Genomic DNA, 14,891 nt, shown 5'->3' with positions numbered 1-14,891 from the left:
TCCTCCGCTCGCGGTTTCAAGGACCGCGGTGGATCAATCCAGAAACGTGAAACTCAAAGCTTGTCGGGGTTCTTTACGATGTTCCCGCGGGGAAATCACCCCTCTTAGAACCGTTCAAGCTGTGTTTCGTCGCTATGTTTAAGTAGTGTACCCGAGAGCTTTCGCCAAGCCTCCAGGCACCGATCGATGTCCGCTTCGGTGGTCGACCAGCCCAGACTGAGACGCACGGCACCCCGGGTCAGCTCCGGCCCGAAACCCATGGCTTCGAGCACGTGAGACGGCTGTACCTTACCAGAAGAACAGGCCGATCCCGACGATACCGCGATACCTTCGAGATCAAATCCAATTACGGCGGTCTCGGCGCGCAATCCGGGGGCGCCGAACAGGACCGTATTGGGCAGACGCGGCACATCCTGGGCGAACACAAGTCCATTGCTGGATTGCCGCAAGCCCGCCTCAAGCCGCTGACGCAGCCCGCCAACCCGCTTCATATCATCCAGCGACGCGATAGCGGCCGACGCGGCGGCGCCGAAGCCGGCGATTCCGGGCACATTCTCGGTTCCCGCCCGACGCCCCAGTTCCTGCCCGCCGCCGCTGAGCAGCGCATCGAGCCCGGCGACGCCATTGGCCAAGACCAGCACGCCAATGCCTTTTGGGCCGCCGATCTTGTGCGCAGAAATTGATAGAAGATCAGCCTGCAATAATTTGATATCTATCGGTATCTTTCCGAACGCCTGCACGGCGTCGACATGCAGCAAGCCGCCGGCGTCATGGACGATGGCCGCAAGCTCAGGAATCGGTTGAAGGGCGCCGGTTTCATTATTGGCCAACATCACGGAAACCAGCGCCGGCTCCCCACCCGCCAGGAGCGCCCGCAACTCATCCGGTTTCACGACGCCATCCCGGTCCACGCCCAGCACCTGGAGGTCTCCCGCGGCGAAGCGGCCTCCCGCCAGCACCGAGGCGTGCTCTACCGCGGAGACGATCAGCCGCCGCACGGCCGCGCCTGGATTGCGCACCAGCCCGGGCGTCAGCGCCAGCACATTGGCTTCGGTTCCGCCTGAGGTGAATATGACGTTTCGCGAATCTGCGCCCAAGGCACCTGCGACCGCCGCACGGGCGTCCTCAACGATCCGGCGGGCCTGACGACCCTCGGTATGAACCGATGATGGGTTACCAGCCAAATCCCACGCGGCCACCATCGCCGCCCGCGCCTCAGGGCGTAGCGGTGTCGTCGCATTCCAGTCGAGATAGACCCGGTCTCTGGCCAATTCTGTTTTACCTTGAAGGACTTGAAGTCTCGACAGCCGCATCGGACGTCGTCCGGTGCCGCACGCCGTCTCTCTTAGCCCAATTGCTGACCAAATGCGCCCGCGGCAACGCATGTCACGGCCGCCGACACGTTCAATATGCTTGCTTTTCGCCCCTGCGCTCATGGTAGAACGCGGCCTCAACTTCACCCGGTGCCGCCCACCATCAACCTGGCGGTGCCCGATCGCCCTTTCCTCGCAAGGTCCCCTCCGAGCCATTCTCGCCGAGCCCTGCGCGAAACCGGCTGATCACGCCAAGAACGGGACCTAAGGATCACTATGCCCGAAGTTATTTTTACCGGTCCCGCAGGCCGTATTGAAGGCCGCTATCATCCGGCCAAGCAGAAGAACGCGCCGATCGCCATGGTGCTGCATCCGCATCCGCAATTCGCGGGCACGATGAACCACCAGATCGTCTACCAATGCTATTACGCCTTCGTGCATCGCGGCTTCTCGGTGCTGCGCTTTAACTTCCGCGGCGTCGGCCGCAGCCAGGGCTCGTTCGACCACGGCACCGGCGAGTTGTCGGATGCAGCCGCAGCGCTCGACTGGGCACAGACCATCAATCCCGAAGCGCGCGCCTGCTGGGTTGCCGGTTTCTCGTTTGGCGCCTGGATCGGCATGCAGCTCCTGATGCGTCGCCCCGAGGTCGAAGGCTTCATCTCGATCGCACCGCCGGCCAATCTCTATGATTTCTCGTTCCTCGCACCCTGCCCGTCGTCGGGCCTGATCGTGCACGGCGAGAAGGATGCGGTCGTGCCGCCGAAGGACGTCAACACGCTGGTCGAGAAGCTGAAGACCCAAAAGGGCATCGTGATCGATCAGCACATCATCCCGGGTGCCAATCACTTCTTCGATAACAAGCTCGAGCCGCTGATGGAATCGGTCACCGGCTATCTCGACATGCGCCTCGCCAACGTGCGCTGAGGCGTCGATCGGCCTCACGCCGGCCGCTTCATGTCAACCTAACAAAAAGCCCTCGGCCGGATCGGCCGAGGGCTTTTCAGTTTCAGTTTTAGGTCCTGATCGGGATCAGAACGAGCGCAGGATCTGGACCGAGCCGTTGTAAAGATTCTGATCCTTGATCTGGTAGGCCTGATTGGGCTTGCCAGTTGCCGTGCCGGTATAGGTGCCGTCGAGATTCTGATCGAGGCGGCTATAGGTGAATTCAGCCGACAGGGTCAGGTTCTTGACGGGGGTCCATGCAGTACGTGTACCGACCTGGGCAATGCCGAAATCAAAATTATTGGTCGTGCCAGTAATGCTGCCAGCCGTAGAGCCCGGGTTGGACGAACTGCTCGTTCCCAGGCGACCGCCGGCCGGGCTGAATGCCGCGGCGAGCACCGCGTTGCCGGCATCGCCATAGGAGATATGGCTGTAGTTGCCGAACACCGAGGTGCGCCATGCCGTGTTCCAGTAGTGCTCATAGAAGGCACTGACTTCCCAGGCATCGCTCTGCTGGATCGAGCTTCCCGGCGAATACACACCGTCGAGCACGTAGCCGAAGCCAACCGTGTTGCCATCGAATTTGGCAAAACGACCGCCGCCGGAGGTTTCGAGCGAGCCGCCGGTGAAGGCGTAACGCGCGGCGCCCTTGGCATAAGACGCTTCGATCTTCAGGCTGTCGTTTGCACCGGTTGGCAGGACCTTGAATTCCACCGCGCCGCTGACGGCAAAGCCGTAGACATCGTCAGGATGCCCGAAGGATTCATTTGCCCCGTAGAAGCCGGCCGTCGACGTGTGCATGGCCGCAGCGAAATGCAGCGAGCCCCACTTCTGATCGAGCCGAAGGTTGCCGACGACATCAGGAATATGGTTGCCGCCCGTGGCGTTGCCGAAGAACGTGTTCGAATTGGTGCCGTAGAAGGCACCGGTGAACGACCCCGCGCCCGGCGCGACGATGAAGTTTGCGGTGTTGTAGAGGCCGGCATTGCGATAGGGCGACGCATTCTCGAGCGCGATGGTGCCCGAGAAGCCGTTGCCGAATTCAGCTGTGTAAGCGATTTGGGGAATGCCGGTCGTATTGCTCGAACCCGCAAGGAAGCCCGATGAGATCCAGGGTTTGGTCAGCGCCCATTGCGGATCGAAGTTCGAAACAGCCTTACCGAAGGTGAATCCGGCGAACTGGATGAATGCGAAATCCACTTCCGTGAAGCCGCCGGCGATGCTGTCGCGGTTCTGCGTGAAGTCGAGCTGCATATTCGCATAGGTACGCACCACGCCGTATTCGGACGCCGTGCGCGTATCGGTCGTGATGTTGATACGTTCGCGTGTGAGGAAGTTATCCTTGGTCCAGAGATTGTTGCCGCCGGCGCCGCCCTGCCAGAACGGCGCGTCGTACGGGCCACCGTTAAAAGTCGTATCAAGGCGGATCGCGCCGCCGATCTTGATGCAGGTGTCGGTGCCCGGGATGTAGTAGAAGCCGGCACCATAGATCGAGCAGATCTTCACGTATTCGACAGCCTTGGCCTTCACCGGAAGGTCCGCCGCCTGGGCAGTGCTCGCTGCCAGCAACGCTGCAGCGGAACCAAGTATCATTTGCTTCATCGTGGTGGTCATATCGCCTCCGTACCGATCGTATCGGCACGCGCGATTGCCCCGGGCGTGCCATTCATGAGGCAGAGTTGTGGAAGATCATGTTGCGAAACAATGCGCGCGGTCGATTGTCGCAGCATCATTTTCCGGCTGTGTGCTTTCGGCAACATAATCGGCAAGCCGCGGCATTTCCTTACCGAACTTATCACGAGATTTAATGATGCCATCACGCATCCGTGTCCGCGGCAGCTTGCCGACTACCACAGCCATCGACGCCGTTATTCGCGATCAACCTGATTCGTTGAGTGAGTCGAATCGCCTTAGCTATGACGAACTTCGCACTAGCTCGCGAGGTAGTCCGCTCTCACACCGCCCGTCATCGGCTCCGGCACACCAGTCGTTGCCGGATAGCTCAACGGCAAGCCCGCAAGCGAGCGCGCCGCCAGGAACGCGAAGGCCTGCGCTTCCATCGCATCGGCCGACCAGCCCAGGTCATTCGCACTCTCGACGCTAGCGGCCGGCAATCGCTCCCGCAGCATGCGCAGCATCGTCGGATTGCGTGCGCCGCCGCCGGCGATGATCCAGCTGCGCGGCGGCTTCGGTAACAGCGGCGCAATGCTGGCGATGGTCGCCGCGGTGAACGCCGTCAGTGTCGCTGCACCATCAGCCGGAGTCGTATCGCTCAGTTGCAATGCAGCGAAGTGATTGCGATCAAGCGACTTCGGCGGCGCTGCCGCAAAGAACGGATTCTGCAACCCCTTTGCGACCCACGCATCATCGACGCGGCCCTGCGCCGCCAATGCGCCATCCGCATCGAACGGCTGCCCCGTTGCACGCAACACGAAATCATCGAGCAGTGCATTGCCCGGACCGGTGTCGCAGGCAATCAACGCGATGTCGCCATCAATGTAAGTCACATTGGACACGCCGCCGATATTGACCACGGCAATGGGCCCGTCACGATGCAGTCCCTGCGCCAACGCACGGTGATAGACCGGCACCAGCGGCGCTCCCTGCCCGCCCGCAGCCACATCAGCCGCGCGCAGGTCGTGGATCACCGGCAGGCCGACCATCCCGGCAAGGCTCGCCCCGTCGCCAATCTGCACGGTAAGTCGATCGGCGGGACGATGCAGCACGGTCTGGCCGTGAAAGCCGACAATGTCGATGCTGCCTCGTGCGATGCCATGATCAGTCAGAAACGCCTCGACGGCCTCGGCATGGGCCGATGTCACCACCCGCTCCGCCTCGGCCAGACTGCCCGGCCTAATATCGCGCCGGCTCAGTTGCACGGCCTCAGCCAGCGCCTGGCGCAACACGGCACGCTCAGCCTCGCTATATGGCCGATACCCCGACGGACCGAACGACCCGACCCGTTCGCCATCGGTCTCGATCAGGGCGACATCGACCCCGTCCAGCGAGGTTCCGCTCATTAGTCCGATCGCGGTCAGCATATCAGGCACACGGCAAAGCCCTCATTTCCGGTCAAAACTTGTGTCGAAGCGTCCAATCTTATAATGCCACAGGCACTTTGGGGCAGCCAGCACGCCCCCACCTTGCCGCCAATCCATTGAGACAGCGTAAAATTATCCGAACCGAGCCGTAAACCGATGACCAGCTACAAGTCCGATTTTCTCAACGTCCTGCAGAGCCGCGGCCTGATCCATCAGGTCTCGGATGCCGAGGCGCTGGACGCCACCTGCTGCAAAGGACCGGTCACGGCTTATGTGGGCTATGACGCCACGGCGACCAGTCTGCATATCGGCAATCTGATCTCGGTGACCATGTTGTACTGGTTTCAGCAGACCGGCCACCGCCCGATCACGCTGATGGGCGGCGGTACCTCGATGGTCGGCGACCCGTCGTTCCGGGACGACCAGCGGCAACTGCTGACGGTCGAGAAGATCGCGGAGAACATCGAAGGCATCAAGAAAATCTTCGGCAAGATGCTGACCTATGGCGACGGCCCGACCGACGCACTGATGATCAACAATGCGGACTGGCTGCTGAAGCTGAACTATGTCGAATTCCTGCGCGACGTCGGCCGCCACTTCTCGGTCAATCGTATGTTGTCCTTCGACAGCGTGAAGCTGCGCCTCGACCGCGACCAGTCGCTGTCCTTCCTCGAATTCAACTACATGATCATGCAGGGCTACGACTTCGTCGAGCTCAACCGCCGCTACGGCACGCTGCTGCAGATGGGCGGCTCCGACCAGTGGGGCAACATCATCAATGGCGTCGATCTCAGCCACCGCATGGGCGGCCCGCAGCTCTACGCGCTGACAACGCCGCTGCTCACCAAGTCATCTGGCGAGAAGATGGGCAAGTCGGCCTCCGGCGCCGTCTGGCTCAACGGTGACCTCTTCAGCCCCTACGACTTCTGGCAGTACTTCCGCAACACCGAAGATGCAGACGTCGGCCGTTTCCTCAAGGTCTTCACACGCCTGCCCCTCGACGAAATCGCCAAGCTCGCCGCCTTGAGCGGTTCGGAGATCAACGAGGCGAAGAAGATTCTCGCCACCGAAGCGACGGCCGTGGTGCACGACCGCGATGCAGCAAATGCCGCTGCGGAGACGGCACGCAAGACCTTCGAGGAAGGCGCGCTCGCCGACAGCTTGCCGACCGTCAATATTCCGCAAGCTGAACTTGAAGCAGGCATCGGTGTCCTCGCGGCCTTCGTCAATGCCGGTTTCGTCGCGTCGAACGGCGAAGCGCGGCGGCAGATCAAGGGCAGTGGCTTGCGCGTCAACGATGTTGCGGTCACCGACGAAAAGATGATGCTGACTCCCGCGCTGCTGACGGAAGGCGTCATCAAGCTCTCGCTCGGGAAGAAGCGGCACATCCTGCTCAAGCCTGCATAGCCACATTCATCCAGCGCACTTGTTCATGCCCGGTGAAACGCGCTCCATGGCGCAGCTGTCGCAAACGCCGTGAAGAAGAGCCAGATGGATTTGAAGTCGTCGCAACGCATCGGACTATCGGTCCTCGGCCTCAGCTTCACCTTTGCGCTGTTCGGCCGGGGACTGCAGGAGAGTTTCTCGGTCTTCCTGCTGCCGATTTCACAATCATTCGGCTGGGACCGTAGCGAAGTCGTTTCGATCTATTCGTTGACGGCGCTGTGCGTCGGCCTGTCATCTCCATTGATCGGCCGGCTGTTCGATCGCTCGGGGCCGCGCACGGTATTCGTCGCCGGCCTTTCGGTCCTTGGACTTTCGTTGCTGGCCGCCGCCTATGCCCAGCACCTGTGGCAGTTTCAGCTCGCCCTCGGTGCCTGTTTCGGCTTTGCCGTCGCCTGCATCGGCAACGTCCCGAATGCGCTGCTGCTGGGACGCTGGTTCGGCAAGCGACTGCCGCTAGCAATGTCGGTTTTCTATTCCGCCACCGGCGCAGGCGTCCTGGTGATGCTGCCGCTTGCACAGCTTCTGATCGATCACATCGAGTGGCGTGGCGCCTACCGCACCTTCGGCATGATCGCGCTGGCCCTGCTGGTACCCACCATATTGCTACCTTGGCGTAAGATCAGCGCGGGGTCGCCGCATCTCGATAAATCGGAGAAGCACGACGACATCATCGACGAAGGATGGACACTGGTCGGCGCCATGCGCCATCACGCATTCTGGGCGCTATTCGGCACATTCTTCTTCACTGCCATCGGCATGTTTGCAATCACGCCGCAAGTGGTCGCCTATCTCGTCGATGTCGGCTTCCCGCCTCTGCAAGCAGCGACGGCTTGGGGTTTCAGCGGCATAGCGCTGCTGTTCGGCATGATCGGCGTCAGCTGGCTCGACGGCGTGATCGGTCGACGGCCGTCGATCCTGTTCAGTTATTCAATGTCGATCCTCGGCATCGTGATGCTGTGGCTGCTGCAATGGTATCCGAACTACGCGCTGCTCACCGGCTTCGTCGTCTGCTTCGGCAGCATGATCGGATCGCGCGGCCCGCTGCTGTCAGCGACCGCCATGAAGATCTTTCGCGGCAAACGGATGGGCACCATTTATGGGACGATCACCTTCGGCAGCGGGCTCGGAGCGGCACTTGGCTCATGGACCGGCGGCCTGCTGCATGACTGGACCCAGAGCTATAACGCGCTGCTCGCCTTTGCCTTGATCAGCGTCGTGATCGGCATGATCCCGTTTCTCGTCGTCCCTGCCTTGCGCCGCTAAATCGCTACACGCGCGTTCGCACAGCGAACTCATTGAGTTTGTCAGCTTTCACGATTGGTAAGCGACTCGCTGGTATCTTTTTGCCAGTAATGCTCCGATCAGAGGTCGACATGAGTTTGCTTAGCCGTTTCACCATCCGCACCAAGCTCACCAGCATGGTGCTGGTCTCTGCTGCGTCTATCTGCGCCATCATTGCGGTGGCTGCTTCGCTGAGCCAGAAGCGCATGCAGCAGGATCGGATGGAACAGCTCCACACTGCGGTCGATCTGATGGTCGGCATGGCCGACAGCATGCAGGAAGAAATTGCGGCCGGAAAGATCTCCTTGGCTGACGCCCAGATGCGCTATCGCCAGCTCGCCCGCAACATGACCTTCGGCAACAAGCAGGGCTATCTCGTGGCCTACAGGCCCGACGGCGTCCTGTTGGTAAATGCCGGTAATCCGAAGTTGGAAGACAAGAACACGGGCGCCAAGGATTCCAATGGCATCCTGATTTCCAGAGCAATCATCGACGCCGCACGCCAGACCGCCAATGGCGGCAGCACTTACTATCTCTATCCGCGTCCCGGCCAGACTGAGCCGACCGCCAAAATGGTCTTTGCTCGTTACTATGCCCCATGGGATATCACCTTCAGCACCGGCCTTTATATCGACGACCTCGACGCCGACGTGAATGCTCTCCTCGTCCGCCTCGGCTCGCTCGGCGCCGGCGTCCTCGCTGTTATGGCACTGCTGTCCTTTCTGATGGCCAGCGACATCCTGAGCGCACTCCGCCGGCTGCAGGCACGTATGCACGCGATTGCCAATGGCGCGCTCGATGAGAATGTCGGCGAAACCGACCGCGGCGACGAAATCGGCCGCATGGCCGAAACGCTGGAAATGCTGCGCCAGACCTCGCTAACCGCCCGCTCCCTCGAAGCCGAGCAGGCCAAGTTGAAACAGATGAGTGAAGCCGAGAAGCGCGATGCGCTGATTGCCCTCGCCGATCGTTTCGACTCTTCGGTCGGCCAGTTGGTCGGCCTGATGGCATCCGGTTCGACCGAGCTCGAAGCCACCGCGCAGTCGATGAGCGGCACCGCCGCCCGCACCAATGACCAGGCCGGCATCGTCAACACTGCCGCCTTGCAAGCCAGCACCCGCGTGCAGACGGTCGCCGCCGCCGCCGAGGAACTGTCATCGTCTATCGCCGAGATCGCGCGTCAGATGGCGCAGTCGGCCAAGATCACCACCCACGCCGTCGATAGCGCCCGCCGCACCGACACCATCGTTCGCGCCCTCGCTGACGGCGCGCAGCAGATCGAGCATGTCGTAGAACTGATCTCGACGATTGCCGGCCAGACCAACTTGCTGGCGCTAAATGCCACGATCGAAGCCGCCCGCGCCGGTGATGCAGGCCGCGGCTTCGCCGTCGTGGCGACCGAAGTGAAGAGCCTTGCCGGTCAGACCGCCGACGCCACCAAGGAAATCAGCACCCGCATCGCGCAGATCCAGAGTGCGACCAAGGAAGCTGTCGACGCGATCCAGGGCATCACCGCCACCATCGAGGAAGTCAGCGCCATCGCCACCACGATCGGCTCCGCCATTGAGGAGCAAGGTGCCGCGACCGCGGAGATCGCCCGCAACGTGACGCAGACGGCGCAGGCTACGCAGGACGTCACTACCAATATTGGCGGCGTCAGCGCTGCCGCGCATGAGACCGGCGACGCTGCCGGCATGGTGCTCAACGCCGCTTCCGGCCTATCGAAGCAGGCCGAGCAATTGTCTGGCGAAGTCACGACGTTCCTCGCCGGCGTGCGGGCTGCCTAAGCATGACGAACTAAACCCCATTAAATGAAAGGCGCAGTCAGCAATGACTGCGCCTTTTTCATTTCAGGACCTGACGAAGCGACGCATGCTGAACTCGCTTCAAGATGCGCATTGCAACCCGTGATTTACCATTGGTAAGCAGGTTGACGGTATTATTGTCTGGTCACTCTCACGCCGAGGTCCAGATGAGTCTGCTCAGTAACTTCACGATCCGCACCAAGCTCGTCAGCATGGTCGCGGTCTCTGCCATTGCGGTCTGCGCCGTCATCGCGGTCGCCGCTTCGCTTAGTCAGAAGCGGATGATGGAGGATCGGATTTTGCAGCTCCGCACCGCCGTCGATCTCGTCACTGGCCTCGCGCAATCGCTCCAGGACGAAGTTGAAGCGGGCAAGATGAAGCTGCCGGAAGCTGAAGATCAGCTTCGCCTGCGCAGCCGACGCATGTTGTTCGACAAGGGACAGGGCTACGTGCTCGCCTATCGCGCCGACTCCACCGTGATGGTCCACGGCACGCTTCCGAAACTCGAAGGCACCATCACCAACGGCAAGGATTCCAACGGCGTCCTGATCGCCTCCGCCGTCATCGCCGCCGCCAACAGCAAGCCTGAAGGTGCGACCGCGACCTATCTGTATCCACGTCCTGGACAGGATGAGCCTCGGCCGAAAGTCGTGTTCGCGCGCAAATTTGCGCCGTGGAACGTCGTCATCAGCATCGGCGTCTATGTGGACGACCTCGATGCCGACATGAATGCGCTGCTGATGCGCCTCGGCGCTATCGGTGCTGGCGTCCTCGCGCTGATGGCGCTGTTGTCCTGGCTGATTTCCAGCGACATCCTCGGTGCACTTCGCCGGTTGCAGTCACGCATGCATGACATCGCCAACGGAGCGCTCGACGCCAAGGTCGAGGAAACCGATCGCGGCGACGAAATCGGCCGCATGGCGGAAACGCTGGAAATGCTTCGGCAGACCTCACTCACGGCACGGTCTCTCGAAGCCGAGCAGTCCAAGCTGAAGCAGATGAGCGAAGCCGAGAAGCGCGAGGCGTTGATCGCCCTTGCCAATCGCTTCGACGCATCCGTCGGCCAGCTTGTCGGACTGATGGCATCGGGGTCGACCGAGCTCGAAGCCACCGCACAGTCCATGACGGGCACAGCCGATCGCACCAACCAGCAGGCCACCATGGTCAGCTCGGCTGCGACCGAAGCCAGCACACGCGTTCAGACAGTCGCATCTGCCGCCGAAGAACTGTCGTCGTCGATCACCGAGATCGCCCGCCAGATGGCCCAGTCCGCCAAGATCACGTCGCACGCGGTGGATAGTGCACGCCGCACCGATACCATCGTGCGGGCGCTGGCGGATGGCGCACAGCAGATCGAACATGTCGTCGAGCTGATCCAAACCATCGCCGCCCAGACCAACCTCCTCGCTCTGAACGCCACCATCGAAGCTGCACGCGCTGGCGATGCCGGCCGCGGCTTCGCGGTGGTCGCCACCGAAGTGAAGAGCCTCGCCGGGCAGACCGCCGATGCCACCAAGGAGATCAGCACGCGCATCGCGCAAATCCAGAGCGCGACCAAGGAAGCCGTCGATGCCATCCAGGGCATCACCGCCACGATCGAAGAAGTCAGCGCCATCGCCACCACGATCGGCTCTGCCATCGAGGAGCAAGGTACGGCGACTGCGGAAATTGCTCGCAACGTGACGCAGACGGCGCAGGCGACCCAGAACGTCACCACCAATATCGGCGGTGTCAGCTCGGCAGCGCACGAGACCGGCAACGCTGCGGGTATGGTGCTGAGTGCGGCAACCGGCCTGTCGAAACAGGCCGAGCAACTCTCCGGCGAAGTCAAAACCTTCCTCGCCGGCGTACGCGCCGCCTGATACGCATTGCCGCCAAACAAGAAGGGCGCGGTCAGCCATGACCGCGCCCTTCTCTATTTTTGCGGTGATCGCAGATCAGCGCGCGGTAAAGCCGCCATCCACCGGCAGCGCGATGCCCGTGATGAAGGAAGCATCGTCCGAACCAAGCCACAGCGCGGCATGCGCCACATCCTCGGCCTTACAGAGACGGCCCATGGGCACCGCCGCCAAAAGCTTGGCCTCGTTGGCCGCAGCTTCCGCTGCGACGCCCGAGCGGCCGGTGAAACCGAGCTTCATCGGTGTATCCGCAAGACCCGGGCAGATCACGTTGACGCGGACTTTATCGGAAGCAAATGCCTGTGCCAGCGACTTGGTGAGGCCGACCACAGCGAACTTAGCAGCCGAATAGATCGGGCTCATCATGGAGCCGACAATGCCCGACACCGACGAGGTGAAGATCACCGAGCCGCCGCCGCGCTTGCGCATGTGCTTGATCACTTCGCCGGCCGCCAGCGTCGCCGAGGTGACGTTGAGCGCCATCGCAAATTCATAGGCCGTGAGGTCGAGATTCTCGACGCCGGCCGGCCCTGGTGTGCCGGCATGGGCCCAGAGGATATCGATGCCGCCGAGCGCGGCAGCCGCGTCGTTGATTGAACTCTTCATCTGTTCGGTCTTCGACAGATCGGCCTGGATGGTGGTGAGCTCATAACCCAGCTTCTTCATGTCGGATTTGAGCTGCGCGAGCGCGTCCGCATTGACGTCAATGGCGGCGACCTTGGCGCCTTCCTTGAGGAACAGTTCGACGCCGGCGCGTCCCATGCCCGATGCAGCAGCGGTGACGGCGGCGAGTTTATTGGCGAGACGCATTCTGTTGTCCTTGTGATGGTTTTGATATCGCGGTTCAGAAAAAGAAAAACGCGCAGCGCGGGGTCACCGACATCTGCGCGTTCTCATCGTTCGTTGCTGCAGCCGTTACTTGATCAGCGGGCAACCGCCGTCCTTGAGCGGACGGAAGGCCGTGTCGGCCGGGATCGTCGCCAGAACATTGTAATAATCGTACGGCTTCTTCGACTCAGCGGGCTTCTTGACCTGCAGCAGATACATGTCGTGCAGCACGCGGCCATCCTCACGTAGCGTGGTCTTGCCGAACAGCGGATCGTCGAACGTGCCCATCTCGCGGATCGCCTTGACGACCGCCGCGCCATCCTTCGGCGAGCCCACCTTGGCGACCGCCTTCAGATAGGTGAGCGACGCCGAATAAGCGCCGGCCTGGTTCATACTGGGATAGCGACCGTTGTTGCGCTTGGCGAAGCGCTCGCCAAAGGTGCGGGTCTGCTCGTTCAGATCCCAGTAGAAGCCCTCAGTGAGCTGCAGGCCCTGCGCCGTGTTGAGACCGAGAGAGTGGATATCCGAAATGAACATCAGCATGCCGGCGAGCTTCTGGCCCGCCTGCACGATACCGAATTCAGACGCCTGCTTGATCGCCTTGATGGTATCGCCGCCGGCATTCGCCAGTGCGATGACCTCGGCCTTGGAGGCCTGTGCCTGCAGCAGATAGGACGCGAAATCGTTCGAGTCTGTCGGGTGCTTGATGCTGCCGAGCACCTTGCCACCATTGGCATTGATGACGGCTGTAGCATCACGCTCTAGCGAAGCGCCCAGCGCGAAGTCGACAGTAAGGAAGAACCAGCTCTTGCCGCCGGCCTTGGTCATGGCGTCGGCCGTACCGTGCGCCAGTGCCCAGGTGTCATAGGTCCAATGCACCGAGTTCGGCGTGCAGGCTTTGCCCGTCAGGTCCGACGTGCCTGATGCCGTGAACAGCGCGACCTTGTTGAGCTCCGCCGTGAGCGGCGCGACAGCCAGCGAGGTGGCGCTGGTCGGAATGTCGACGAGGACGTCGACGCCTTCGGTCTCGTACCACTTGCGCGCGATGTTGCGCGCGATGTCCGGCTTGTTCTGCGGATCGCCCTGGATCACCTCGACCTTGAACTTGTCGGCGCCCGGAAGCTTGTTGAAATCCTCGACAGCCATCTTGGTGGCATCGAACGAGCCCATGCCGCCGATATCCGAGAAGATGCCGGACATATCGGCGAGAACGCCAAGCTTCACCGGCGTCTGTGCCGACGCCATCGGCGCGGACAGCAATCCGAGCGACAGCGCCACGGCTGACACGGCAACAGTATTGCGAATGGTCATCTATTCCTCCCCTGACAAATTCCGTGATCCCCCCTGGCAAGGCGCCAGCCCGGCAATCACGTGAATAATTCTTGTTTATGAATTTATAAGACCTATACGTGAATTGTAAGTCAAGACCACCGCCGCCGATCTGGATGGCTTCAAGGACGTTTCAGCGATACAGGGGCCAACCAGAACGCGCAGAATCGCAAGCGTGTCGCGACGCGTGACGTGCCAACAAGGAAGAATGAGATTTCCAATGCTGGTCAGACAAGCTGCCAACGTCCTTGAATTGATGGAGTATTTCGCCCGGCGCAAACGCCCCGCAACGCTCGCCGAAATTTCGGACGACCTCGGCTGGCCGCGCTCCAGCACGTTCAATCTCGTCGGCACCATCGCCGACAAGGGCTGGCTCTATGAGCCCCGTGCGCGCAACGGCTACTATCCCAGCCCCCGCTGGCTAATGCTTGCCCGCGCTGTCGCAGATGCCGAGCCGCTCCCGGACGCGGCCCATGCGCTGGTGACCGAAATTGCCGACCAGACCGGCGAAACGACCGGCGTCGCCGCCCTCGCCGGAACGTCAGCAATCTTCCTGGATGTCGTCGAGTCCACGCATTCGGTGCGCTACTTCGCGCAGATAGGCGACCGCGTTCCGGTCCATGCGAGTTCGGTGGGCCGCGCCATTCTCGAGCAGCATTCGCCCGAGGAACGCAAGGCGATCTATCGCAAGATCAAGTTCGAAGCCTTCTCCCACACGACACCGACAACGGCAGAGGCGATCGAGGACGAACTCAGAGAGGCGGCCGAGCGCGGCTATCAGCAAAGTTCATCGGAATATATCGCCGACCTCGCGGGCGTCGCCGTGCCCTTGCCGGTGCAACATCGCCGGTTGTCGCTCGTGGTTGCCGGTCCGACGTCGCGCTGCCTGACACGGCGTCCCGAAACGGCAGCCATCATCCAGAAGCTGATACAGAGATTCGCATCCGAACTCGCGTCAAGCTAAGCCCCGCACGATGCGGCGAGCGCTGCGCTTGAGCCACAGACGTC

12 protein-coding genes are annotated in these 14,891 nt (G+C 61.6%); 6 read left to right on the top strand and 6 right to left on the bottom strand.

Features of this window, described 5'->3' with window-relative positions; translation table 11 throughout:
- Positions 1-104: 104 nt before the first annotated feature.
- Positions 105-1,313: a cysteine desulfurase family protein gene (locus HP556_RS24590; RefSeq protein ID WP_175368908.1), complete on the bottom strand. Its 1,209-nt coding sequence runs from the start codon at positions 1,311-1,313 to the stop codon at positions 105-107.
- Between the two features lie 276 nt (positions 1,314-1,589).
- On the opposite strand from HP556_RS24590, the gene HP556_RS24585 reads away from it, so the two are divergent.
- Positions 1,590-2,237, top strand: a complete 648-nt coding sequence (locus HP556_RS24585) for an alpha/beta hydrolase (protein ID WP_068736626.1) — start codon at positions 1,590-1,592, stop codon at positions 2,235-2,237.
- 105 nt (positions 2,238-2,342) lie between these two features.
- Here HP556_RS24585 and HP556_RS24580 read toward each other — a convergent pair whose 3' ends face one another.
- The 3 genes from HP556_RS24580 to HP556_RS24570 all read right to left on the bottom strand — a co-directional run bounded on the left by HP556_RS24580 (position 2,343) and on the right by HP556_RS24570 (position 5,296).
- Positions 2,343-3,869, bottom strand: a complete 1,527-nt coding sequence (locus HP556_RS24580) for a porin (RefSeq protein ID WP_246297893.1) — start codon at positions 3,867-3,869, stop codon at positions 2,343-2,345.
- Positions 3,870-3,944: 75 nt separating this feature from the next.
- Positions 3,945-4,115: a hypothetical protein gene (locus tag HP556_RS24575; protein WP_175368907.1), complete on the bottom strand. Its 171-nt coding sequence runs from the start codon at positions 4,113-4,115 to the stop codon at positions 3,945-3,947.
- 71 nt (positions 4,116-4,186) lie between these two features.
- Positions 4,187-5,296 (bottom strand): anhydro-N-acetylmuramic acid kinase, encoded by a 1,110-nt coding sequence (locus tag HP556_RS24570; RefSeq protein ID WP_175369129.1) that lies wholly within the window; start codon positions 5,294-5,296, stop codon positions 4,187-4,189.
- Positions 5,297-5,452: 156 nt separating this feature from the next.
- Between HP556_RS24570 and tyrS the strand changes: the two genes are divergently transcribed.
- The 4 genes from tyrS (at position 5,453) to HP556_RS24550 (ending at position 11,690) form a co-directional block, all read left to right on the top strand.
- Complete coding sequence (gene tyrS / locus HP556_RS24565; protein ID WP_175368906.1) at positions 5,453-6,703, top strand: tyrosine--tRNA ligase; 1,251 nt, start codon at positions 5,453-5,455, stop codon at positions 6,701-6,703.
- 84 nt (positions 6,704-6,787) lie between these two features.
- Entirely contained in the window at positions 6,788-8,005 is a 1,218-nt protein-coding gene (locus HP556_RS24560; RefSeq protein ID WP_175368905.1) for an MFS transporter, read from the top strand.
- A 110-nt stretch (positions 8,006-8,115) separates the two neighbouring features.
- Positions 8,116-9,810, top strand: coding sequence for a methyl-accepting chemotaxis protein (locus HP556_RS24555; RefSeq protein ID WP_175368904.1), 1,695 nt, complete (start codon positions 8,116-8,118; stop codon positions 9,808-9,810).
- 185 nt (positions 9,811-9,995) lie between these two features.
- A complete protein-coding gene (locus HP556_RS24550; protein ID WP_093758414.1) occupies positions 9,996-11,690 on the top strand; it encodes a methyl-accepting chemotaxis protein in 1,695 nt (564 codons plus the stop codon).
- A gap of 75 nt (positions 11,691-11,765) precedes the next feature.
- On the opposite strand, the gene HP556_RS24545 is transcribed toward HP556_RS24550, so the two are convergent.
- Positions 11,766-12,536 carry an SDR family NAD(P)-dependent oxidoreductase gene (locus HP556_RS24545; RefSeq protein WP_175368903.1) on the bottom strand — a complete coding sequence of 257 codons (771 nt, stop codon included), beginning with the start codon at positions 12,534-12,536 and terminating at the stop codon, positions 11,766-11,768.
- Between the two features lie 105 nt (positions 12,537-12,641).
- The gene (locus tag HP556_RS24540) at positions 12,642-13,865 is read right to left on the bottom strand and encodes an ABC transporter substrate-binding protein (protein WP_175368902.1); all 1,224 of its coding nucleotides are present in this window, start codon (positions 13,863-13,865) and stop codon (positions 12,642-12,644) included.
- A 238-nt stretch (positions 13,866-14,103) separates the two neighbouring features.
- Here HP556_RS24540 and HP556_RS24535 point away from each other — a divergent pair, with 238 nt between their 5' ends.
- Positions 14,104-14,847 (top strand): IclR family transcriptional regulator, encoded by a 744-nt coding sequence (locus HP556_RS24535; protein ID WP_175368901.1) that lies wholly within the window; start codon positions 14,104-14,106, stop codon positions 14,845-14,847.
- The last annotated feature ends 44 nt before the right edge of the window (positions 14,848-14,891 follow it).

The sequence above is a fragment of the Tardiphaga robiniae genome, assembly GCF_013359755.1.
GTDB lineage: Bacteria > Pseudomonadota > Alphaproteobacteria > Rhizobiales > Xanthobacteraceae > Tardiphaga > Tardiphaga robiniae.
Note: the sequence above shows the minus strand (reverse complement) of the source record. Positions and strands in the feature narration are given on the sequence as shown.